We start from the raw sequence: 23,570 nt of genomic DNA, 5'->3' as shown, positions 1-23,570 counted from the left end.
TGAACTTAAACTTTACGTTTACTCATAAAAAAACACCCTGGATTCTAAATAAGATCCAAAGTGTTAGCTAATGATTATGTTTCAGTGGTCGTCTCAAAGGTCGTTAGCTTTCTTGCTCGTTCCATAATAGAAAGTAATGTGCGATAGTCATCTTCCATTACTTTCTTTTCCTGTTCAATTTGTTCAAGCGTATTTTTTAATCTTTTATTTTCTTCTTGTAATTCCTTAAATTCTGCTAAAGAAACACGATCCTCACTTTTTTGAGCAAAATCATTCAAAAAAGAAACGACCTTTTTCATTGTAAGTAATTCTTCTTCTTCACTTTCGCCCTGAGCTTTCTCCTCCGATAATTGTGGTTGCAGTTCAATGGTTGGCTCCATGTCATATTCCGTTGTTTGAAATAGCCTCTTTCCTTTTGAGCGTTGTTTCTTCGCTAATAAGATAGCTGATTCATATTTTTTTCTAATCGTTGAATTCCACCGAAATCCACAAGCTGCACTCGTCCTCGAAAGTCGGTCACCAACTTCTTCAAATGCCGCTAATTGCGTACTCCCTTCACGTATATGACGTAATACAACTTCAGCTAATATTAAATCCTCATCTGTTGACCAAGCATCTTGCCTCACTGTACTCACATGTATTCCCTCCTTATTTTTCATAATTATTCTATACGTATGCATCTACTAGATTAGAAAGACGCACGATCATAAAAAAATAACGAATTCTATTAATAAATTATGACCTTCAATTCAAAGTTGTATTCATTCCCACAAATATTAACGATAGATATTAAGCTATAAAGCATTTCTAAGAGCAAAGTTCTTCTACAGAACAGTATGAAACGTGCGGAGCCGACACCACTTACGAAGGACTTTCACCTATCTTAATTAAACTTCTAAAAAAAAAAACGAAAAGGTATAAAACCTTTCCGTTTTTTTCTTTAAGCTTATTTACTGACAACATCTCGGCCATTATATGAGCCACACGCTTTACAAATACGGTGAGCTAGCTTTAATTCTCCACATTCAGAACATTTAACCATTCCTGGTACTGCTAACTTAATGTGAGTACGACGCTTATTTTTGCGAGTTTTAGATGTTCTTCTAAAAGGTACTGCCATCATTCCCACCTCCTTACAGAATTAAATAGTCATTGTAAAAATGAAGGTTCCATCTTTGCCGGGACTTCCATTTCCTACTCTTTGTCAAAAAATTTAGCTAAATCTGCTAGTCGAGGATCTATTCGATCTTCTTTCTTTTCATCTGTTACTAACTCCCAATGTTTCCCCTCTGGAGGAGCCAACGGATCTGATTTCTCATCAGCAAACAGTTGCATCGGTATTTCTAATAAGACAGCTTCTTCGATTGCAGGCTTCAGATCGACCATTTCACCTTCAAAGAACTGAATATCATCATGATCAACATCTGCCGTTACATAATCATTCTTTGGATGATATTGCCTAACGATTTCAATATCAATCGGAAACGTAACATCTGCCAATGTTCTTGAACAAGGCAAAATCAACGAACCAGAAATTTGCAACGTAAAGGTTAATAAAGAACCTCTATACAATAGTTCACCTTTCACGTTAAAAGGGGAAACGTTACGTATTTCTTTGTTAATATTCATAACACTTGACAAGTCGATTGTTTCTTCGAATGTAAATGGTTTATGTTTCGCAACGTTTAGCTGCTGAAGGGACCATTTCAACATGTTGATCACCTCTAAGACAACAAGATTAAGTATATATCTACCTTTTTTGAATGTCAATCTTTTTTCTTTACAGACAAATACTTGTTTTATACATGACGTTTATTGTAGCATGACAAAAAGGGATAGTAAAGAGACTCACGAATCTATACCTAATACTTATTTTACCCTTTTTTATCCATCATCTTTCATTCATAATAATTAGGAGGAGATTCGATGCAAGCAGTCGGAATCGTTGTTGAGTATAACCCCTTCCATAATGGTCACCTTTATCAATTAACACAAGCTAAGAAAGAGACAGAAGCTGATATCGTCATTGTCGTGATGAGCGGTACTTTTTTACAAAGAGGTGAACCTGCTCTTATTTCAAAATGGTCACGAACAGAAATGGCGTTAGCGAATGGGGCTGATTTAGTCATCGAGCTACCTTATCCATTTTCAACACAAAAGGCTGAGTACTTTGCAAATGGTGCTGTTCAACTTTTAACTGAGCTTGGAGTCGAATTCGTTCACTTTGGAAGTGAAGCTGGCAATATACTTCCTTTCTATGAATTGGTTGATGCGATTCAAAAAGACTTATCAACAATCAATTCATATGTGCAAGAACATATGAAACAAGGATTAAGCTACCCGCGAGCATTCTCTGATGCCCTCACACGCTTAAATAGCCGACAGCCATCTCTTTAACAGAGCCAAACAACATTTTAGGTTATCATTATGTTAAAGCTATTACAGACCAAAGAAGCCCAATTAAAGCTATAACTACAAAAAGAATTCAAGCACATTTCCATGAACAGTCCATTAGTTCCAATCATATTGCAAGTGCTACAAGTATACGAAAAGCGATTAATGAAGGAACACCTTTAGCAGATATTGCACATACTATGCCAACGGCTACTGTAAACCTTTTGACAAACTATCAAAAAGAAAATAAGCTGCTCCATACGTGGGACCTTTATTATCCATTCGTACAATATAAAATTCTATCCTCCTCTTGTGAGCAATTACGAGACATATATGAATGTGAAGAAGGACTCGAGTATCGTCTTAAGGAAACGATTAAATTTGCTCCTACTTACACCGATTGGATCGACCTCTTAAAAACGAAGCGATATACGAGAACTCGATTACAACGTCTAGCGACACATGTCTTAACCAATACAACTAAAGAAGAAATGCAATCAGCACATTCTGAAGGTCTACGTCATATACAACTACTCGGATTTACGACAAAAGGTCAACAATTTTTAAAACAAACAAGAAAACAGCGCAATCTCCCTATCCTTACGAAAAGAGCAAAAGCGACAGGGCGGATAGCCGAACTAGAAGAAAGAGCAGCTATCATTTATGCACAGCCCCTCTTAACTCACGCTAGAAATTCAGCCATCAAAGCCGAATTCACCCCTCCGATACAGTTAAACAAATATTAAATTAACTAGCGTCTGGTGTTTCATAACGCATATTGAAACACCTCTAAATCATTTATTTCGGCGGTATAGAGGCGAGAAACTCTAAAGCTTCCTCAAATGTATCAATCGGAATAATTTCCATTTCTGCTCCGATATCCTCTGCAGCAGCTAATGCTTCTTCATAGTTAGATTGCGAAGCACCAGCATCATTAGGAACTAAAAAGTAATCCGCCCCTGCACGATCAGCTGCTACAACCTTCTGTGGTGCTCCTCCAATTCGACCAACAACACCTTCTTCAGAGATCGTACCTGTACCAGCTATATGATAACCCTTAGTCACGTTTTCTTCAGTTAATTGATTATACATTTCTAAAGCAAACATAAGTCCAGCTGAAGGCCCTCCAATTTGACTTGTGTCTATCATTACTTCAGGATCTACGACAATATCTCGTTCAGTAATTGGAGAGGAAATACCAATACCTACTTGTCCTTTTTGCGCACCTAACTTTTCTGGAAAAGGAGCAAAGCCAACTTCAACAACGATCCTTTCATCTTCACGTTTTATAAGTAATTCCACTGTATCCTTTACACTTTTATCACTTAATGTATGTATTAATTGTTCGGCTGTTTCAATTTCTCTACCGTTCACTTCAAGAATTCGATCACCAATTTCAAGAACTTCTTCTGCAGGCATACCTTCGATTAGCTGTGTCACAATTACTCCATGATATTCATATTCAATTGTTTTTCCAGCAGCTTCATACGCTACAATCATGGCTGACTCTTGTGAGCTACTCATCGCCATTAATTGTCTATGATGATATTCCTCATCAGATTCACCTTCATGACGTATTTGATCTTCATGATACAATAAACGATATGAACTTAAATACGACCATCCATAGAACAACAAATTTGCTTTTCCCATTTGCACGGTTGTTAGCATAAATGTCCCATCTTCCTCATGGCCACCTTCAACATTGATTACTTCACTTAATATTTTCGCATCACCAGGCTGTGAATAATAATATGGAAGTGGGAAGAAATGGATAAACAATAAAAACAAAATTAGTATGATCCATCTCTTACTCAAAAAAGGCTTAGTTTGTTCGGACTTCATGTTTGATTCTCCTCCCAAGTTGCAATCGCCTCTTTAATCAAGGCGATATGGTTTCTAGTAGCTTCTTCACCACTACTTATTAAAGCATCAACCTCACTAAAAGCCAAAGGATTAGCATTTTTTACGATCGGTCGAATCATTACTGTACTTTCAATTTCTTGAGCACGAATTAATTCTCGTGTCATAATATCCATGCTTTGAACCATAATATCATAAATCGTCTTTACTTCTGCCTCTTGTTTGAAATAAGAAACATCCACAGCAATTGTAATATCAGCACCCATTTGTTTAACTGCCGTTACAGGGACACGATCGATCACACCTCCATCAACCAACGTTTTGCCATCAATCACCTCAGGTACAAATATCCCCGGAATGGCAATACTAGCTCGAACGACAGAAGCGACGTCTCCTTTATCAAATAATACTCGCTCTCCTTTATTAATGTCAGTTGTTACGACCATCATACGAGGGTTTAAATCCTCGATTCGTTTTCCTTTCGCAAGCAAACGAATTAAATTTTTCACTTTCTTTCCTGCAACAAATCCCTTCCTAGGTACGATAAAATCAACAAAATATTTCTTTTGAAACAATGAAGCAAAGCGATGCAATTGATCAGGCGAATGACCGACACCATACAGACAACCAACAAGAGCACCCATGCTACTACCCGTAATCATATCTATTGGAATATTTTCCTCTTCCAGCACCTTTAATACACCGATATGTGCATATCCCCTTGATCCTCCAGAACCTAGCGCCAATCCAATTTTGGGTCGACCTTTTCCCATATAAAACCTCTCCCAGCATTTGTTTTTTACAGAAATGATATGGTCTATTATTCATCTGTATACGTATAGTTAATGATAGGACAACTCTTAAAGAACGATACAAGAGATTAAAGTTTAGATAAAAATGGAGTTGTTTCGTCAACCGAGTAACGAAATAGACTCGACGCTCTTCTCTAAGCGCACTAATAACGCTTTTCAATCCTATAAAATTTTTTATTCGTACAAAGGGGGCTACTATGTGCCATTATCAAAAACAAAAACATTTGTACTTGCTTTAGTTAGCTTACTCCTTGCTGCTTCACTAATGATCTTTCCAAAAGAAGCATTAGAAGCTTCTATTAGAGGTATGCAAATGTGGTGGAATGTCGTCTTCCCATCCTTGTTACCTTTTTTTATTGTGTCAGAGCTATTAATTGGATTTGGCGTCGTAACGTTTATTGGTGCATTACTCGAGCCTTAATGAGACCGTTATTTCGCGTTCCTGGAGTCGGGGGCTTTGTGTGGGCTATGGGGTTAGCATCAGGCTATCCTGCTGGAGCAAAACTAACAGCTAGACTCAGGCAAGAACAAAAGCTCACACGAATTGAAGCTGAAAGACTTGTGTCATTTACCAATTCCTCTAACCCACTTTTTATATTTGGGGCCATTGCAGTCGGTTTTTTTCATGATGCAACATTAGGTCTTCTTTTAGCATTATCGCATTATTTAGGAAATATAATCGTTGGTTTATGTATGAGATTTCATGGCGTTAACGATGAGGAACGCCAGTCCCTAGACAGCTCCACTCGATCATGGAAAAGTGCATTAACCCTTTTACATGAAGAGCGTCTCCGTGATGGGAGGCCGATCGGAAAGCTATTAGGAGATGCCGTTCAATCCTCTATTCGAACATTATTAATGATTGGCGGGTTTATTATTTTATTTTCCGTGTTAAATTCAATTTTGAGCCTTATTGGCATAACAGCTATGATAGCTGCTATTTTCTCAATCATTTTGTCTATCTTTCAAATACCAAACACGTTAAGCTACCCGCTCATTTCAGGCTTATTCGAAATTACACTCGGTGCGAAATTGGCTAGCGAGACCGATGCTACACTTTTTCAACAAGTTATTGTCACTAGTTTCTTCCTTGCATTTAGCGGTTTCTCTGTACAAGCGCAAGTTGCTAGTATTTTAGCCGAAACGGATATTCGCTTTAAGCCTTTTTTCATCGCTCGTTTCTTTCATGGTGTATTTGCTGCTCTTTTTGCGTGCCTATTATGGACGCCTATTTACAGAAATCAGACCTCTTCAAACGAACAGTCAAGTGTACTCGCTGTCTTTATGAGTGAGCATTCAGCACCTTGGTTTTCTATTATGTGGAATTGGCTCGTTCAGTATGGTTTTATCATGACTTTTTTCATGTTAGTTCTATATTTAATTTTGTTATTAAAAAGAGTGGATCAGCACATATAAGTGCTGAATACCCACTCTTTTTATACATGATTAAATTTTCTGCGCAAAGCATTTTCGACAATATCTGGAACTAGTCCAGATACATCGCCATCATATTTGGCTACCTCTTTCACTATACTAGAACTTAAATAAGAATATTGATGATTGGTCATCATAAAGAATGTTTCGATTTCAGGACCTAACTTCTTATTGATTGAAGCAACTTGCATCTCATATTCAAAATCAGAAACCGCTCGAAGCCCACGAATGATCGTACGCGCTTTCTTTTCTTTCATATAATCGATTAACAGACCGTCAAACGTGTCCACTTTCACTTGCGGAATATGAGCCGTTACTTCCTTTATTAATTTCATTCGTTCTTCTATAGTGAAAGTAGGCTTCTTATTACGATTATGTAAAACAGCTATGATTACCTCATCAAATACGTGCGAACCACGAGTAATAATATCGATATGACCATAAGTAATCGGGTCAAAACTACCTGGACAAACGGCTATATTTGTCATAAAGTTACTCCTTTTTCATTACAAGTATCAATTGCGGTAAATGGTAATTAGCGTATCACCGTAAGCTTCTTGCCTAACACGTTCTAATGTTGATAGATGCTCAGGCATTGTCGTACCTAGACCGCTTTCACAAACGATCATACCATTTTCACGAATCAAATGAAAATCAACGATAATACTTAATTCATTTGCCAGCTGTTGTTGTGCATATGGCGGATCTAGAAAGATCAGATCAAACGATCGTTCACGCTTGATTAACGCTTTTAAAGCTCGGTTCGCATCATTTCGATATACTTCAGCATTCTCACTAAATGAACAATGCTGTAAATTATCTTTAATAATACTTATCGCTTTTTTATTCTGATCAACAAATATAACATTGTCCATTCCTCTACTTAACGCTTCAATTCCAAGTCCACCTGTACCAGCATATAGGTCAAGTCCGCTCCCACCATCAAAGTAAGGACCGACAATATTGAAGATCGCTTCCTTCACTTTATCTGTTGTTGGTCTTGTTGAAGAACCAGGAACAGCCTTTAACGATAAACCTTTCTTAAGACCAGAAATGACTCTCATCCTACTCACCTAAATTCTGTTTCGATATTTTATCATTTTATCCTATCATAAATTGAATGAAAAGCGAGAACTATAAGAAGCCGAAAAGATAAAAGAATTCCTTTAGAAAATCGACCGCTCCCGTGATAAAGGGATGAGACCACTGAAAAAGTTTAGTTTTAACTTTTTCAGTGGCTTTGAAGAGATGCTCCTACAGGCGGGCGTTGCTAAGCATTTCCTTCGTTTTACGAAGTAACTGAAATATGCTTGATTTGAATTCAGCTTTCCGAACTAAACATGTGTAAACGAAGTAAATGGTAGAAACATCCAACATCATAATATAAGAAAAATACATGTATGAAATGGTACAAAATCGGTCATACTTCAACTAGTAGCATTCACTTAGTGTTGCTACAACCGCGGAGAAGGCTTACGTTTCCCCATAAGTTCTTCCTCCGGTTTCTCCTCTCCCATAGCCTTAAGTACATACCAATGTATGTGTAAGGCACCTCGCAAGAATTTCTTGCGAGGATTTTTTTCTTTCGATAGTATAGAAACAAATAGATGCTTGAAAGAAAGAGGGTATCCTTTATGATTCAACGTTTCATTAAATTAGGGGAAGGTTATAATGATCTCTATGAGTTATTAGAGCTTGCTCGTACTAATACTGAGCGAATTCATATGCTACTCCAGCTTGACACGACGATTGCTGAACGTCCTATGTCATCAGTTGTCCTTATTTTACAGCCTGCAAGTCCTGGGAAAATGATGCCGCTTTACATTTGTTTAGAAGGAATATTAAATCCAAGTTATAAAGAAACAGAACGGTATCACCTTATAAAAAAGCTGTGTGAGGAACTCGAAATTAACATACATCGATTAGAAGTTAAGCCTTCTCATACCTTTTCCGAAGAAGTTTTATATTTTCAATATTTAATCGGAGTACTGCGGATGAACAAATACATCCCACCGTTACAATAAGACATTACTAACTACAAAAGGCCGATCATATACAAAGAAAGAGTCAGGAAATTGTCCCTGACTCTTTCATCTTATATTCCCATCTTATAATCATATTCTTTCGCTTTATCAGGTTTTGCATTTTGAAAATCAGTATCAACAAATGGACGCATGGAAGGTTGAACATCACGTACAAAATGAGTATTACTTAATTTTCGGACAACATCCTCTAATTTTCCTTGGTCACAATATATAATCGCATATTTCATTTTTTTTGAAACGTAATGAACGTGACCAAATCGTCGAAGTTGACGGACAAACTTCAATGACGTTAACCAAATCGCTACACCTTGTCGCTTGCTTTCTAGCATAAATCGGCTCTCCTTTAATGTAACGGGATTGTTATAGTTTAACATGCATAAAATCTTACGACAACACGCCGTATTTATAGATTCATGAACTACAACCACAACTCCCTGAGGCACATCCCCCACTACAAGACATTGAATCGAAAAAAGGATTTCCTGTCGGTACTTTAATCGTCTTTGAAACGGAATGAGCAATGATTCCACTAATTTCGTTTAGTAAACTTTCCAATTCTCGTTCAGCCTTCTTAAATTCAACGACTGTATCGGTTAAATCGACTGCTCTTTTGGCTTTCCTAATATTTGCGGAAATCTCATCATAATCGGGATGATATTTCCCAAAGCGCTGAACGTCCTCATATTGATCTTTCATATGATTAAATGCAGATATTCGCTTTTGCGCCTCAACATCTTTCTCTAATTTTTGTTTTGCTTCTATATATTCATGATATACGTCCGATTCAATTACGGCTTTTGCCAATTCGTCAGCACCATCCAATAATTCAATCGTTGACATCGTTGCTAGCATGTACAACACCTCCTACAATCATTAGTATATCATGAACAAACGGGATCACAATAGATGACAACTGTTCCGCTTATCTTATTGACATCAACGTTAGCTCCAGAATATAATCTTTTAGTCAAAGTATCTAAATAGAAAGGTGCCACACCATCATGAATATTGTTACGTTTAACCCTTTTCGAACAATTGGTATCCCTGGTATTAAATATGTAAAGCCTGAGCATATGTTTGACGAGCGAAACAAAATTGCCGCAGCAGACATCTGTCTTTTTCCAGAAAATTGGCAAGTTAATGCTCTTGTTTATGGTATGAAGAAAAAAATTTTTCCTAGTATTCAATCCATTCAATTAGGCTTTAACAAAATTGAAGTTACTCGTGGTCTGTGGAGCGTCGTACCAGATCATGTTCCTAAAACGCTTATTTTAGGAAATAACCATGACAATATTAATCGAGTATTAGCCGAATTCTCATTCCCATTTGTCGCTAAAGAAATTCGAAGTTCGATGGGGAAAGGCGTTTTCTTAATTGAATCACACAAACAATTTAATGAATACGCTGAAAATAACGATTATTTATACATCCAAGAATATCTACCGATCGATCGCGATCTACGTATTTGTGTAGTTGGTAATGAAGTTGTGACCGCTTATTGGCGAATTAATGAGCGAAATTCCTTTCGAAGTAATGTTGCTCAAGGTGCAAAAATCTCATTTGATCATATTCCCGAGAATGCGATCGAACTCGTACGCCATACAGCAAATATGCTAGGCGTTGATCATGCTGGCTTTGATTTAGTCAAAGTTGACGACCATTATTATTTTTTAGAATTTAATACATTGTTCGGTAACCAAGGCTTCCAACAACGTGGTATTTCAGTTGAAAGCTATATTTATCGATATATATCAGACATCCTTACTCACGAATCGAAATAGCGATAACTTCACCTACACCTTTATACGGCGTATGGTCATTTTGAACGACTTGCACGAGCACTTCATGCTCTCCAATAGGTAAGTTTTTCAAATAAAAGGCACGTTCAAATAACGTTGCAATATGTTCATCATTTAAATAAATCCGCAAATGCCCTTCATTTTCTTGATGAAGGGACCCTACTTCATTTTGTCCAAACGAAAATCCACTAAGCTGACATTCCACATATAATTGATTATCTTTTAAGTCATAGTTGACAACTAGATTCAATGGATTCCCTTTATTAATAGAAATATCTCCAACACGTAACACAGGTTCCACAAGCACATCTTCGTTTGCTGCAAGTACAGTTGGACTCATCATAATCAAAATAACGAATAGGCTAATAGTAACTCGTTGCAATGACAAACACCTCACTTAAACATACGTGTAGATTATGTTCATTTAACGGTTATTATGCATACAAATATGGCTTGCTAGAAGATTTAATTCCCTTAGCAAGCCATACTACAATTATTACGTTTGTGCCACTGTCGTTTGCCCAACCTTCAACATTTCCATCATCATCATGATCAATCCCAATGATTGCTGCATTTTTTCCACTCTTTGCGGAAACGTTCTACCATAAAATTGATTAGCTTCTTTCTCTAAGAGTGTCATTTGTGAAGGGTCACGACTAAGCTTTCGATACCAATTCGGGTGCTGTCGAATAAATGCTCGTAGCTCAGGTTGTTCATTAAGATACTGTTGAACCTCTAATCGCATATCTTTCACACCTCCTGCTAATCTCTTCTAAATGAAAAAGGATGATCTTTTGATCGTTGATTTTGCTGTTGGTTCGGTTGTTGAAATGATTGGATCACATTTTGAACATTGCCAAGCACAGAGCTGAATTGACTTAAATGCTGTTGGAGATCGTTTACGTTTAACCGACTAATCAATCCCATAATTTGTCCTAGAGAACTTGCTGTTTCTCCATTACCTGAATTCTCCTCTTGATCCTGACCTGGCTCTTGTTGCTCGATATTTTCAGCATATGTGTTCCAATGGTCATGATCCTCTCCAAAAACATTCCATTCCTCAAATACCTCTTGTAACGATTTATTGTTTTCTTTTACTTCTCTTATAAGATGAGGATTTCTTCCCATAAAATCTTTGAACTGTCGAACGGTTGGATGAAGTCCATGTTTACTCATCTTATCACCACCCTTATAAGCCTTTTCATACTAGTATACGCAGGAGCCTAGTCCTAGGTGCTCAATAAAGGTTAAAATGACCATGGTGTCATAAAATTTTGCGTGTAATAATCTTGGAAGACACCAACTCCTAAATGAGTAAACTCCTCATGCAACAAGTTGACTCGATGCCCTTCACTATTTAACCAGCCTTCCACAGCTGCTATACCGTCTGTATACATTGCAGCAATATTTTCACCAGCTAATCTAAAGCGAATATCATTTCTTTCAAATCGTTGATCTAACTCTCCATACTCAGGGGAAGTATGTGAAAAAAATTCTTTTTCCTTCATTTCACGACTATGTCCATACGCAACAACGGCAACGTCCTCTTCCCATTCATATGCCTCTAAACCATGCCTGGCACGTATGACATTTGTATAATCAAAAATTTGCCTTGCTTCAGCATGTTCAATTTCTTGCCAATCTTCGTATGAGACAGTTGGTCTTTCTGGGGGATCACCTATGTACGAAACAGAATAAGGTCGCATTTCTACCAGTGTATCAGCCGTTAGCATACGTAAACTCGAAAGTTCATTCGTATGAGTATCGAAATATAGCTGAACCCACTCCCCATCAACTTCAACAAGAGGACGTGCTTGCAAATCTGCTGCACTTAACTCAAATTGATACTGACCATTAGTAGCTTTTACATCAACTTGGTTAGAAAAAGTGAACAAGTCATCTAAATCCTCATACATTCCTCCAATAGAAAAGAACGTTTCACTAACATGTCCTGATACAAAAGCTGTTACAACTTCTCCATCATGCATACCTACTTGTAAATATGTCGTTGAATCATCTTCAAATAAATAAATCCACCAGTCATATGAATAAGCTGTCGGGTCTATGCGATCAGGTTCACCAAATCTTTCTTTTATTTCATCGCCAGTCAATCCAATAAAAACCTCTTCTTCTGTTAGTAGATTTTCTTCATAATCCGGTTCTTCTATCTCTAAATCTTCTGTTAATTCCTCCCCATATAACCATTCTATTACCTGAAACTCTTCTGTATCACCTGTCTCATTTTCCTCAGCATTTTGAAAATAATCTGATTCAATAATGAGAAAAAAAAGAAGAAGACAGGCACAACCCAAAATTATAATAATCTTCTTCATAAAAACACCTCTATTCTTTCAATCTTATATAGATGATTTATTCAATGTTCAGTCGTCTTATTCCTCTCTCTAACGTTGTAACCTTCTGTCCATTTCCAGTATAATCTTGTCGAATGGGAATCTACACAAAACATTCATGATTATACATTGCAACATAGCTCAATTCATACTATCATTAAAAAGAGTACATATAAGATCAATTGGAGGCGGATTGACAGTGAGATTTGATCACATTGAATTAGCAGATAAAGAATTACGTTTTGAGACACTTCGATATGCGTGTGAATCAATCGGACTTGTCCATGCAGGTCAATGGGACTATGAACGTGCCATGTTTGATTACAAAATTGTGAACCAAGGAAATATTTATTATTTACGCATTCCTGCATATGCAATTAAAGGCGAGATTCCAAAAGAAGATACAATCGTGAAATTGATGACTCCTTTACTCGGTAAGCATTATTATCCACATGGCGTTGAGTACGAAGGAGAAGAATTCCCGCAACAAATTATTGATAAGTGTAACAAGAAGCTTGAACTTTTAAAAGGGAATTTAGAAGCAGAAGAATAAGAAAAAGACGGCTAATGCCGTCTTTTTCTTATTCTTCGCGTTCACGAATCGTGACAATTCGTAACGAACCATTGTTAAGCCTATTAATTTCAAACCTTATATAACGCTCTATTTCTTCGAATTCATTAGAGTAATGGATCACAACTGATTCAAATGCATCAACATAATAATCACCTACATCATCTTCATAAACATGATTAACTTGAAATTCCTTCAGCTCTTTACTAGCTCCATCACTATGTAAATCATTTACGTACCTGCGTAATGAATGATAAAAACTAACGTTTGCCATTAAAAAAGGTTCAACATCATTAAAATGACCGCCATTCACCGACTCGATCATCGTTTTTTTGTAAGTTGTTACAAACTCCACTAGCTCTGTATCATCTTCTACTTCTATTAACTCAGAATTGTCAGGTGATTGACAAGCAACAAGTAACATGCAACAAAATAAAACAATCCAACTAGACTTTCTCACTACATACATACTCCTTTCAAAAAGTTCAAGCTATCTTCATTGATTAAACGCTTGAATGAGTATACCATAAGTATAGAAATATACCTATATAAACTGTTCATTCTATAATGTTCTATACTATAATATAAGTTAAGAAATGTGTAAGCTTTTTCAGATAGATACATTTCACATTCAAGAGAGGAGTCCTACATTGGCAGCACTCATATCTAAACGCACCTTCATTATTATCATTAGCATCATTGCCATCGCTATCGTAGCTTATTTCATTATACCTATTTCGATCCCATTACTGTTGGCTTTTTTCACTGCCTTATTGTTATCACCAGCAGTAGAATCTTTACATAAACGACTTAAATTAAAGCGAAATCTTGCCGTCATGATTGTCTTTACCTTGTTTATTTGTTTTATCGGTTTAACTGGCTATTATAGTGTCACAAAAGTCATTACACAAGGCTCACAAATTGTTGAAAATTTACCACAGCACATTAATGACATCAATCGTTCTTGGCTAAATTTCCAACGAAATCTTGAACACGAATATGATAATTTACCACCAGAATTAGTAGAAGAAATTAACATTCTTGTGACAAGAACATTGAATGATATTCGAAACACAATAAGCGAACGCAACATTATTAACGATGTGACCTCTTTTGTGTCGAGCATACCTGGATACTTAGTATCCATTATCGTCTATTTAATTGCTCTATTTTTATTTTTGTTAGAGCTACCCGTCTTAAAACGAAAATCCTTTTCATACTTATCTGATAAGACAAAAGAGAAAGTCAATTTTATGACTTCACGATTAAAGTACGTTCTTTGGGGATTTTTAAAAGCTCAATTTTTAGTTAGTATTATTATCTTTATCGTTTCATTAATTGGACTGTTGTTTATCGCTCCTGAAGTTGCCTTATTAATGGCCTTTATTATTTGGCTCATTGATTTTATACCATTGATTGGATCAATTGCAATATTAGCACCATGGGCCATTTTTCAATTATTCGCCGGAAATGTTAGCATGGGTACACAATTGCTTGTATTAGCCGCAATTCTACTCGTTATTCGAAGAACGGTCGAACCTAAAGTAATGGGGCAACAAATTGGATTATCCCCATTGGCTACTCTCATCGCTATGTATATTGGGCTTATGCTATTTGGTGTTCTTGGGTTTATTATCGGCCCACTCATTGTCATCGCATTTACTTCAGCAAAAGAAGCTGGCATTATTAAATTAAACTTTAAGATTTGATCAGAAAAACTGTAGTAGCGGTCTTTTCGTACAGAATCCACTGTAAACTCGTATTCAAACCACGTACATTTTTAACGAGCACCTCCTGGTACGATAGATGTATCCGATTAAGGAGGTGCTTATTTATACCTAGAATCCCATTAACGATTGTCCTTGTTGAAAGAGTTTATTTTTGATTTCGAGCTTATCATGGATGATTAAGAATTTCATAAATTTTAATCTTAAAAAAGTCCGTTTACTACATCATTCGTAGCAAACGGACTTTACTTGTCTTCACTCGGTTGTAGCCTTTGTTGCTTTTTCTCCACTCTATTAAACGCCAAAGTTGCACTCCACATGATAAATAAGGAAATAAGACTACCAAAGAAAAATAATGTTAATCCAGGTAAAAAGTTAAATAGTCGATACGCAATATATATTCCCGCTCCCATAAAGATCACAATGTGCGGATTTATAACCGAAAATAGAAACGCATGTTTGAAATATTGACTAAATGATAATTCAAAATGAACAAGAACAGGTATAATCATCAAACATACAGCACCATAAGCAATAGATAATACAATAAAAACGACAGATAGGATCGAATGGAGATAACCATCAGTCGTTCCTAAATAAAGAAAGTCGACATAAAGAATATACCCTATAACGACTAACATAAGTCCTATCGCATTCGCTCGTACAAATTCTTGCTTGATAACGGTTAAAAACGTTTTAAAAATGGGAACGCTACCTTCTTTTAAGAGCATCTGTCTTAAAATCGTAAACATTGCTACTGTCGCTGGAAAAAAACCTAAAATAATAACCCCTAAAAATGTAAAAAGAAACCATAATAGATTAATATATGCTAATTTCATTACCCAATCTGCTATCGTATAAAGTGGTGTATCTGTCCAATTTTTCTGCATTCTGTTCACCCTTTAAATTCAACCATTTCGTATAACGTAACAGTTACTCATACCATTGTTGCAACACATCTAATCCTATATCATTCACTTGACGATCTCTCATCATAACAGCAATAAGACTGTCTGAATATTCAATACCCAATTCCATGAAAAGCGGAGAGTCGTGGTCTAAACCAACGGCATACACATGTTCTTCTTCTGTTATTTCATTCTTTCCATAAAATCGTTCATCCACTTCCTCTATTTCAGCAATTTCATCAAGTGGATGTAAAATAACCGGATCAAAAATAATATTATACATCCAATCTTCCACAACATAAATATCACCTTCACCAGCAACCATCTCCACCGTTAATTTCTCAGGGGAAGGTAAAAACATATGTGTCGTTGTTGATATGTCGGAAGCTTCATATAAACTTTCTGTATACTCAGTAAATGCTTCTGACAAATCAATAGGTAACTCAGTAAAAAACATCACATCTAATGTAACGGCTTCTTCTTGATTAGAACAGCCAACCAAATGTAAGGAAGAAATAATGCATAATACGAACAACAAACCTTTCTTCAAGCGTAACACCCTCTAATATTTATATGATATAAGGACCTCAAAAAAAAGACTAGGACAAAAGTGTTTTCATAAATAGAAACTGAACAAATCTAGAATGGAATACATTCACTGCTCCTGAAAAATACTTCGCTACATTCTCTAAATGTTCTGATTCTCAGCTAAACACTTTTGTTATGTCCCAGCCTCCTTATTGACAATACTTAACGCAAAAGCTAATAGTCCATAATATACATATTAAGCTAGTTGGAACCAGCTTAATTGCACATCACCTTTTAATATAACATAAATATCATCTTTTTCCGTTAATTTATTATTATTGCTTATGGTCGTTCTTAGTTCTTGCCAATCCGTATTTTCTTCTACTTCTATCGTAGCCAATAGCTCACCATCAAAACAACCTACTCTTAATTGTAATTCAGCATGTGCTTGCGCATGAGCCTTTACTGTCCATTTTGATAGAGATCTGCTCAATTCGCAATGCTTAAATGAAACCCAGCCAAACTCATTATTCGTACGTACGCAATATTCACGGTTTTCACCTTCATCTAAATAAACACTTGCGTAATCATCGTAATTAAATGCCTTTACTCTATTTGTACACGTACGGTTATCTAATACATCACCTTGAACGTGAATCGCTGCTTGTAAAGGTAAGACCGCAGATGATGAACCTACCATAATTGTATATTCACCTGTTTCAACTTTATACGACTCACTCACAACATCCCAAATAGCTAATTCCTTAATAGGTAATTTGAAAGTGACAGTCCTCTTCTCACCTTGTTTCACATTCAATCTTTCGAATTCCTTTAACGTCTTAATTGGTCGTGTTATTCGCGATTGATTAGCTCTTACATATAGCTGCACAACTTCTTCACCATCAAGCTCACCCGTATTCTCCACTAAACACGTTACTTCTAACGTGCTATCTCTATTTATTTCTTTATTGGAAAGGTGTAAATCACTATAATTAAATGATGTATAGCTTAAACCATGTCCGAATGGATATAATACATCTCCATCAAAATATTGATACGTTCTCTTGCCTTTTATAATGTCATAATCCATTATGTTTGGAAGCTGCTCTGCTGATCGATACCATGTCATACTGAGACGTCCAGCTGGGTTATAATCACCAAATAGGACATCTGCAATTGCTGTACCTAGCTCGGGGCCTGCATGAGATGAATACAAAATAGCAGGAACATGTTCATCAGCCCAATTAACTGCATAAGGATAACTACTTACAATGACCACAATTGTATTCTCGTTCACTTCCCTTACTGATCGGATTAACTGTTCTTGTTCTGGTGGCAAAATAATATCATCTCGATCAATCGTCTCTTTCCCATTAATAAACGGACTATTACCTACGAAAACAATCGCTGTATCCGCTTCACTCGCTGCTTTCACAGCCTCTTTTAATCCATCCTCAACCACTTCAATTTCATAAAAATTGCCTTTCTCTACTTTCCCTTCTGTTGCAAATAACCGTCCATCCTCTCCCACACAAACGGGCTGACCATCCCACGATGTTAGACGAATTACTCCCTCCTCATCATGCAACGTATAAAGCTCCTTCACAAACCATCCTCGAGCTTCTTCAGAAGTAGCCGCTAAACACTCATCTCCAGTCGTAACAAATTTCCCTGTTGTCGTTGATTTTAACGTTTGACTTCCACAACCCCAATCAGTTAATTGAAAAATCTCTGCACCAACCGATTGCTTTGTTGAAATCAATGTGTTTCCATCCTTCTCATCGATTTCAATGTATGCACCTGTACGTTTAGAACGTATTTTGATTAGTTTGTAGCCTTCATGCAAGAATATATTTTGTTCTTTTAATTTATTTTGTATTCCATCAAATGGTGTTACTCGATAAGATGGTGTTCCGCTATACCAATCAACATAAACCTCATTACAAAGCGGACCAAGAACAGCTACATTATTTAATTTAGACGACTGTACAGGTAGCGTTTCGTTTTCATTTTTTAGTAAGACTACTTGCTCCTTTGCAGCCTGGTAAGAAAGCTCTTGATGTTCTTTTGCCAGCAACTTTGATTCAGGTATGTTCGCGTATGGATTTAATTCCGGGTCAAATTCTCCTAACCAAAAGCGAACACGAAATGCATTTCTTAATGCTGTATCAAGATCACCTTCCTCGAGTAGTCCTTGCTTAAGCGCCTCTCTTATTGCTTCAAGTGATTCTTCCTTATCATCCTCCGTTATACTATCAATCCCACTTTTAATCGTATCAGCTATACCTTCTGCATGATTATCATAATAGTGATGATCTCGAGCAATTCCTAATACATCGCCGGCATCACTAACAATAAAACCATCCATGTTCCACTTTTCTTTTACAAGCTTATTCACATACGGATGTAGCAGCGCTGGAGTGCCATTAATAGAATTGTACGCGGTCATCATTGACTTCGCTTTCCCTTCAACGAATATTGGCTCAAACGCTTTCAAATAATATTCATACATATTACGCGGATCAATACTTGCTGAACATTTACTACGATCTAACTCATTGTTATTTCCTAAGAAGTGTTTCAATGTAGCTACTGACTTTAAGTAGACTGGGTGATCACCTTGCATCCCTTTTACGAGCTCAGTTGCTAACTTACCTACGAGGGTGGGGTCTTCACCATACGCTTCTTCCGTTCGTCCCCATCGTGGATCACGCTCCAAATCAACTGTTGGCGCCCATAGAGTAAGTCCATTCACAACCGGATCTTTTTGATAAAATACTCGCGCCTCATCTCCAATCACACTCCCAATTTGTTTCATTAACTGCGGATTCCACGTATGAGATAACCCGATATTTTGTGGAAAGACGGTTGCTTCGCCTAACCATGCAATTCCATGTGCAGCCTCTGTTCCTTGTTTATGTGCTTTAATACCTAAACGTCTAATTTCTGGCTGATACTGGTGCATTAATGCAATTTTTTCATCTAACGTAAACCGGGAAACGAGGTCATGGACCCTTTCTTCTATCAATAATGCTGGATTTTGAAATGGATATTCAAATTGTCTTGCCATTGTACCCTCTCCTTTTTCAACTTTAACGCAAACATAAAACACTTTCACGTTCGTATTACTAGCTTAGTTCATAACCTTTCTGATCTCTACCAAACGATTTCAAACAAAATTCATATAGAAATTACAGAAAAACCATTACTCTTTCAATTGATATTTAATTTGAAAATAAATATCAATTGAATAGCTTGTAAAACCAAATGATTGCGTTTACAATTTATTTTGTACGTACAATGTTTATAACTTTAGGTAAACCTTGTTTAAAATATCGTACAACTATTCCTAATTATTTTCTAAGGAGGTCTTCAAATGAAAAACAAAATGGTCATTCAAGCGGATGTTCCTAAAGGAAAAATTAACAAAAATATTTACGGTCATTTTGCCGAGCACTTAGGAAGATGTATCTATGAGGGCTTTTGGGTCGGACAAGACTCCCATATCGAGCATACAAACGGGATACGAAATGACGTAGTAAAAGCGCTCAAAGAAATTCAAATTCCCGTCCTTCGTTGGCCAGGAGGCTGTTTTGCTGACGAGTACCACTGGAAAGACGGAATCGGCCCTAAAGAAAGTCGAAAAAGAATGGTAAATACACATTGGGGAGGGGTCGTTGAAAATAACCACTTTGGTACGCATGAATTTCTAATGCTTTGTGAAATGTTAGATACTGAACCATACATCTGTGGTAATGTAGGTAGCGGAACCGTACAAGAAATGTCAGAATGGGTCGAATACATGACGTTCAATGGAGAATCTCCGATGGCGAATTGGCGAAAAGAAAATGGTCGCAACGAGCCATGGTCACTAACCTACTTTGGAGTTGGGAATGAAAACTGGGGATGCGGTGGACATATGCGCGCCGAATATTACGCAGACCTCTATCGTCAGTTCCAGACATATGTTCGGAATTATGGTGATAATAAGATATATAAAATTGCTGGTGGGGCTAATGTGGATGATTATCACTGGACAGAAGTGCTCATGCGTGAAGCCTCGCATTTAATGGATGGATTAAGTCTTCATTATTATACGGTACCAAGTGACGATTGGGCTAATAAAGGCTCTGCATTAGATCCAAGTGAAAATGAATGGTTTCTTACGATGAAAAAAGCACTTCGTATGAATGAGCTTATTTCAAAGCACTCAACCATTATGGATAAATATGACCCAGACAAACGAGTAGGAATGATCATTGATGAATGGGGAACTTGGTTCGATGTAGAACCTGGAACGAATCCAGGATTCCTTTATCAACAAAATACGATTCGAGATGCTCTTGTAGCAGGACTACACTTTAACATTTTCCATGAGCATAATGACCGGGTACAAATGGCGAACATTGCCCAAACCGTCAATGTCCTTCAAGCAATGATTTTAACTGAAGGAGAAAAAATGATCTTAACACCTACCTACCATGTCTTTGAGATGTATAAGGTTCATCAAGATGCAACAAAGCTTGATATTGATATTACTTCAGGCACGTACCAGATTAATAATGAAGAGTTACCAGCTGTCAGTGCTACTGCATCAAAGGATAAGCAAGAAAAAGTCCACATTAGCATTTGTCATCTAAATCCTAATGACCAAACTGCTGTTGCGATTGACTTGCGTGGTATAGAATCATTGAGTACGATTCAAGGACGTGTACTAACAGCAAATGAACGTAACGCTCACAACACATTTGAAAATCCCGATCATGTCAAGCCTATTTCGTTCGAGGACTTTACTGTTGAAGGGGAAACGTTACATGTGAACTTGCCAAGTATGTCCATCATTTCACTAACAATAGGGTAGCCAACACTATGAAAACAAGTCAACAAAGAGAGTGCAAAAGTTGTCGAATGGTGGACATTCAAGCTGATTGGTCTTACCATGATAACTACGATTTTGAAACAGTTACGAAAGAAGAATTTGAGGAAAGGGTCTCCATTTGTTTAAGTTGTCCTTCACTCTTATATAAATCGACTTGTGCATATTCTGGAGAATGGGTCGCTTACCGCGCCCATTTCAAATCAAAATCTTGCCCTCATCCTGCAAAGTCGAAATGGTTATGATGTCAAAAAGCGAGAAGATAAACCGGTTGCAAATGAGATAAGCTAGATTAGCTAACTGACACTGGACAATTTCCATCCTTCAGTGCAGCAACAGTCAATAGACATGCTAAATAACCTAAAAATGCCTTTGAGAGTCAACTCTCAAAGGCATTTTGTCTACGGTCTGAGGAGAATGACTAATGATGTCACTCGCCTTGTTTATTATTCACTCCAAAGCTCTACTCGCTTTTGAACTAATTCTGTGAATTGTTCTTCCATTTCATAGACGCCATATCCTTCAACTTCATCCATAAATCGATCATATACTGCATCAAAATCTTCAGGATCTGCTAAAATCGCTTCTGGAATACGAGTAAACATTGTATCTCGAATACGTTGGTAAGGAACAGCGATAGGTGAATCTGAATCCCAATTGATTTCCCATCCTGCACCCCACGGTTTAACTGGGAATTGGTCTCCATCTGGGAATAAATCTCCCCAAATCTCAGCTCCATACGCTTCTAACACTTCTTTTTCAACTTCTGTGTAATCTTCTCTTAACTCTTCAGGTCGATTAATTGTAAAAGGTTGACCTGTTGAATCAAGTACACCATCACCATAGTGGGGACCATATGCTTTATACATATCGATTCCCGTACGTTTTCTAAAGTTACTATCACTTAAGCGTTCTTCACGCTGTTCAGGAGTTAAATAGCGATTTCCATCTTCATCAACCTGATAATGAACATCTTCGATACCCCAGTTATTTAAAATCTGAGCTTCTTCAGACGCCATCCAATCTAAAAATTTAATCGCACGAACTGGGTCTGGATTATCCACTGTAATACCAATCCCCCAAGTAGGAAGGTAACCAGAGCTTTGGAAGTTACGAGGCTCAAAGCTATCATCTAATGTTACAGGATACACGCCGTACATTCTCTCATACTTTCCCTCTTCACGAAGAGCTGTTTGTGGCTCGTTAATGGACCAGTTTGCATCAATAAGCCCTAATACTCGGCCTGATGCAATTTTCAATTTATATTGGTCTTCCTGTTGCACAAATGTCTCTGGATCTAATAGGCCTTCCGCATTCATATGATTTAACCAGCGGAAATACTCTCGCTCCTCTGGACGGCGATAACGAATCATTGCTTCGTATGTGTCTTCATCAATTGCCCATTCTCCATCGTTTGCCAAACCTGTAGTATAACCTGCAGGGTTTGTAACCGAAATTAATAAACGCCAATCATCTGCTAATAATGTTAATGGAATCGTTGGCTGACCATCAATTTCGGGATACATTTCATAGTACTCTCTGATAGCGCTTTCAAAATCTTCAACTGTGTTAATTTCAGGATAGCCTAACTCTCTTACAACATCATGCTGTAACCAAAAGTATTCTCCCGGATCCCAGTACTCTTGATCGACTGGATTCGTTCCTATGAAATAAATGGAATCATCCTCTTCACTCCATTGCATACGATTCAAATAATCACCATAAACTTCTTGGATATTAGGTGCATGTTCTTCAATGAGTGGACGAAGATCAACCATCGCACCTGCATCAACTAGTAGGTTTCCATCTCCTTTTGGAAGAATAAAATCTGGATAGTCACCACTTGCTGCAATCAAAGAAATGCGTTCTGCCGAATCACCTATAGCAAAATCACCCTTTAGCGTTACACCCGTTTCTTGTAAAATAACTTCACCTACCTCTGTGTTCATATCATCCCAATCTGGATTGTTATCCGACGCAAAGAAAGTAAATGAAATCGGTTCTAAATCACCATCAATCTCCACATTTGGCGCATCATTATCTGCTTGATCATCTGCTGAACCTTCCTCACTGCTGTTGCACGCTGCAATCACTAATAATAGCGCAACAGCCATTAACCCCCCTAGTAACTTCTTTTTCACATGAGTCATGAATAATACCTCCCTTTTTTATGTTTCTATATTTTTATTATCGAGGATAGAACAAAAGTATTTTAACTACGTCCTCTAAATACTTGGATTCTTATCTAAACACTTTTGCTAT

At 37.1% G+C, this 23,570-nt stretch carries 27 protein-coding genes; 9 read left to right on the top strand and 18 right to left on the bottom strand.

All coding sequences use genetic code 11. From position 1 onward, the window contains the following. Positions 1 to 74: 74 nt before the first annotated feature. From JCM9152_RS02195 to JCM9152_RS02185, 3 genes are all read right to left on the bottom strand, one after another. Complete coding sequence (locus tag JCM9152_RS02195) at positions 75 to 635, bottom strand: RsfA family transcriptional regulator (RefSeq protein WP_035340410.1); 561 nt, start codon at positions 633 to 635, stop codon at positions 75 to 77. Positions 636 to 946: 311 nt separating this feature from the next. Continuing rightward, positions 947 to 1,123 (bottom strand): 50S ribosomal protein L32, encoded by a 177-nt coding sequence (rpmF, locus tag JCM9152_RS02190; protein ID WP_235715598.1) that lies wholly within the window; start codon positions 1,121 to 1,123, stop codon positions 947 to 949. 71 nt (positions 1,124 to 1,194) lie between these two features. Continuing rightward, positions 1,195 to 1,713, bottom strand: a complete 519-nt coding sequence (locus JCM9152_RS02185; RefSeq protein ID WP_235715597.1) for a YceD family protein — start codon at positions 1,711 to 1,713, stop codon at positions 1,195 to 1,197. A gap of 213 nt (positions 1,714 to 1,926) precedes the next feature. Between JCM9152_RS02185 and JCM9152_RS23625 the strand changes: the two genes are divergently transcribed. Together JCM9152_RS23625 and JCM9152_RS23620 are read left to right on the top strand one after the other, a co-directional pair. Further along, complete coding sequence (locus JCM9152_RS23625; RefSeq protein WP_268870707.1) at positions 1,927 to 2,397, top strand: nucleotidyltransferase family protein; 471 nt, start codon at positions 1,927 to 1,929, stop codon at positions 2,395 to 2,397. Next, positions 2,388 to 3,140, top strand: a complete 753-nt coding sequence (locus JCM9152_RS23620; protein WP_369384510.1) for a nucleotidyltransferase family protein — start codon at positions 2,388 to 2,390, stop codon at positions 3,138 to 3,140. The genes JCM9152_RS23625 and JCM9152_RS23620 overlap by 10 nt, the downstream gene beginning before the upstream one ends. A 52-nt stretch (positions 3,141 to 3,192) precedes the next feature. Here JCM9152_RS23620 and JCM9152_RS02175 read toward each other — a convergent pair whose 3' ends face one another. Together JCM9152_RS02175 and JCM9152_RS02170 are read right to left on the bottom strand one after the other, a co-directional pair. Continuing rightward, a complete protein-coding gene (locus tag JCM9152_RS02175) occupies positions 3,193 to 4,239 on the bottom strand; it encodes a SepM family pheromone-processing serine protease (protein WP_052015497.1) in 1,047 nt (348 codons plus the stop codon). Continuing rightward, complete coding sequence (locus JCM9152_RS02170; RefSeq protein WP_035340407.1) at positions 4,236 to 5,030, bottom strand: patatin-like phospholipase family protein; 795 nt, start codon at positions 5,028 to 5,030, stop codon at positions 4,236 to 4,238. The genes JCM9152_RS02175 and JCM9152_RS02170 overlap by 4 nt, the downstream gene beginning before the upstream one ends. Positions 5,031 to 5,268: 238 nt before the next feature. Between JCM9152_RS02170 and JCM9152_RS22530 the strand changes: the two genes are divergently transcribed. Further along, a complete protein-coding gene (locus JCM9152_RS22530) occupies positions 5,269 to 5,490 on the top strand; it encodes a hypothetical protein (protein WP_158318422.1) in 222 nt (73 codons plus the stop codon). Next, positions 5,385 to 6,485 carry a dipicolinic acid transporter SpoVV gene (gene spoVV / locus JCM9152_RS02165; RefSeq protein WP_081727862.1) on the top strand — a complete coding sequence of 367 codons (1,101 nt, stop codon included), beginning with the start codon at positions 5,385 to 5,387 and terminating at the stop codon, positions 6,483 to 6,485. The genes JCM9152_RS22530 and spoVV overlap by 106 nt, the downstream gene beginning before the upstream one ends. A gap of 20 nt (positions 6,486 to 6,505) precedes the next feature. Here the strand turns inward: spoVV and coaD are convergent, their stop codons facing one another. Both coaD and rsmD read right to left on the bottom strand, forming a co-directional pair. After that, on the bottom strand, positions 6,506 to 6,991 hold the full coding sequence (gene coaD, locus JCM9152_RS02160; protein WP_035340405.1) for a pantetheine-phosphate adenylyltransferase: 486 nt from the start codon (positions 6,989 to 6,991) through the stop codon (positions 6,506 to 6,508). 27 nt (positions 6,992 to 7,018) lie between these two features. Continuing rightward, entirely contained in the window at positions 7,019 to 7,567 is a 549-nt protein-coding gene (gene rsmD / locus JCM9152_RS02155; protein WP_035340403.1) for a 16S rRNA (guanine(966)-N(2))-methyltransferase RsmD, read from the bottom strand. A 570-nt stretch (positions 7,568 to 8,137) separates the two neighbouring features. Here rsmD and JCM9152_RS02150 point away from each other — a divergent pair. After that, entirely contained in the window at positions 8,138 to 8,527 is a 390-nt protein-coding gene (locus JCM9152_RS02150) for a DUF7147 family protein (RefSeq protein WP_035340402.1), read from the top strand. A gap of 71 nt (positions 8,528 to 8,598) precedes the next feature. Here the strand turns inward: JCM9152_RS02150 and JCM9152_RS02145 are convergent, their stop codons facing one another. Further along, positions 8,599 to 8,877 carry a YlbG family protein gene (locus JCM9152_RS02145; RefSeq protein WP_035340400.1) on the bottom strand — a complete coding sequence of 93 codons (279 nt, stop codon included), beginning with the start codon at positions 8,875 to 8,877 and terminating at the stop codon, positions 8,599 to 8,601. An 82-nt stretch (positions 8,878 to 8,959) separates the two neighbouring features. After that, complete coding sequence (locus tag JCM9152_RS02140; protein WP_035340399.1) at positions 8,960 to 9,400, bottom strand: YlbF/YmcA family competence regulator; 441 nt, start codon at positions 9,398 to 9,400, stop codon at positions 8,960 to 8,962. Between the two features lie 149 nt (positions 9,401 to 9,549). On the opposite strand from JCM9152_RS02140, the gene JCM9152_RS02135 reads away from it, so the two are divergent. Beyond that, positions 9,550 to 10,329 (top strand): ATP-grasp domain-containing protein, encoded by a 780-nt coding sequence (locus JCM9152_RS02135; protein ID WP_035340397.1) that lies wholly within the window; start codon positions 9,550 to 9,552, stop codon positions 10,327 to 10,329. On the opposite strand, the gene JCM9152_RS02130 is transcribed toward JCM9152_RS02135, so the two are convergent. From JCM9152_RS02130 to JCM9152_RS02115, 4 genes are all read right to left on the bottom strand, one after another. Next, on the bottom strand, positions 10,310 to 10,729 hold the full coding sequence (locus JCM9152_RS02130; RefSeq protein ID WP_035340395.1) for a hypothetical protein: 420 nt from the start codon (positions 10,727 to 10,729) through the stop codon (positions 10,310 to 10,312). The genes JCM9152_RS02135 and JCM9152_RS02130 overlap by 20 nt on opposite strands. 114 nt (positions 10,730 to 10,843) lie before the next feature. Next, a complete protein-coding gene (locus JCM9152_RS02125) occupies positions 10,844 to 11,092 on the bottom strand; it encodes a YlbE-like family protein (protein ID WP_035340393.1) in 249 nt (82 codons plus the stop codon). 17 nt (positions 11,093 to 11,109) lie between these two features. Continuing rightward, entirely contained in the window at positions 11,110 to 11,523 is a 414-nt protein-coding gene (locus JCM9152_RS02120; protein ID WP_035340391.1) for a YlbD family protein, read from the bottom strand. A gap of 71 nt (positions 11,524 to 11,594) precedes the next feature. Continuing rightward, positions 11,595 to 12,680, bottom strand: coding sequence for a CAP domain-containing protein (locus JCM9152_RS02115; RefSeq protein WP_035340390.1), 1,086 nt, complete (start codon positions 12,678 to 12,680; stop codon positions 11,595 to 11,597). A 217-nt stretch (positions 12,681 to 12,897) separates the two neighbouring features. Here JCM9152_RS02115 and JCM9152_RS02110 point away from each other — a divergent pair, with 217 nt between their 5' ends. Then, entirely contained in the window at positions 12,898 to 13,251 is a 354-nt protein-coding gene (locus JCM9152_RS02110) for a YugN family protein (RefSeq protein WP_035340388.1), read from the top strand. A 28-nt stretch (positions 13,252 to 13,279) separates the two neighbouring features. On the opposite strand, the gene JCM9152_RS02105 is transcribed toward JCM9152_RS02110, so the two are convergent. Next, complete coding sequence (locus JCM9152_RS02105; RefSeq protein ID WP_035340382.1) at positions 13,280 to 13,729, bottom strand: TcaA NTF2-like domain-containing protein; 450 nt, start codon at positions 13,727 to 13,729, stop codon at positions 13,280 to 13,282. 190 nt (positions 13,730 to 13,919) lie between these two features. On the opposite strand from JCM9152_RS02105, the gene ytvI reads away from it, so the two are divergent. After that, positions 13,920 to 14,978: a sporulation integral membrane protein YtvI gene (gene ytvI / locus JCM9152_RS02100; protein WP_035340380.1), complete on the top strand. Its 1,059-nt coding sequence runs from the start codon at positions 13,920 to 13,922 to the stop codon at positions 14,976 to 14,978. Between the two features lie 263 nt (positions 14,979 to 15,241). Here ytvI and JCM9152_RS02095 read toward each other — a convergent pair whose 3' ends face one another. The 3 genes from JCM9152_RS02095 to JCM9152_RS02085 form a co-directional block, all read right to left on the bottom strand. Further along, a complete protein-coding gene (locus JCM9152_RS02095; protein ID WP_035340378.1) occupies positions 15,242 to 15,886 on the bottom strand; it encodes a YesL family protein in 645 nt (214 codons plus the stop codon). A 43-nt stretch (positions 15,887 to 15,929) separates the two neighbouring features. After that, a complete protein-coding gene (locus JCM9152_RS02090; RefSeq protein WP_052015495.1) occupies positions 15,930 to 16,454 on the bottom strand; it encodes a hypothetical protein in 525 nt (174 codons plus the stop codon). A gap of 234 nt (positions 16,455 to 16,688) precedes the next feature. Then, entirely contained in the window at positions 16,689 to 19,502 is a 2,814-nt protein-coding gene (locus JCM9152_RS02085) for a glycoside hydrolase family 3 protein (RefSeq protein WP_035340376.1), read from the bottom strand. Between the two features lie 306 nt (positions 19,503 to 19,808). On the opposite strand from JCM9152_RS02085, the gene JCM9152_RS02080 reads away from it, so the two are divergent. Further along, entirely contained in the window at positions 19,809 to 21,293 is a 1,485-nt protein-coding gene (locus JCM9152_RS02080) for an alpha-N-arabinofuranosidase (protein WP_035340374.1), read from the top strand. Between the two features lie 461 nt (positions 21,294 to 21,754). Here JCM9152_RS02080 and JCM9152_RS02075 read toward each other — a convergent pair whose 3' ends face one another. Further along, complete coding sequence (locus JCM9152_RS02075; protein ID WP_035340372.1) at positions 21,755 to 23,458, bottom strand: ABC transporter substrate-binding protein; 1,704 nt, start codon at positions 23,456 to 23,458, stop codon at positions 21,755 to 21,757. Between the last annotated feature and the right edge of the window lie 112 nt (positions 23,459 to 23,570).

The organism is Halalkalibacter hemicellulosilyticusJCM 9152 (genome assembly GCF_000513115.1).
GTDB lineage: Bacteria > Bacillota > Bacilli > Bacillales > Bacillaceae_D > Halalkalibacter > Halalkalibacter hemicellulosilyticus.
The sequence above is the reverse complement of the archived record's forward strand: the minus strand, read 5'-3'. Positions and strand labels throughout refer to the sequence as shown.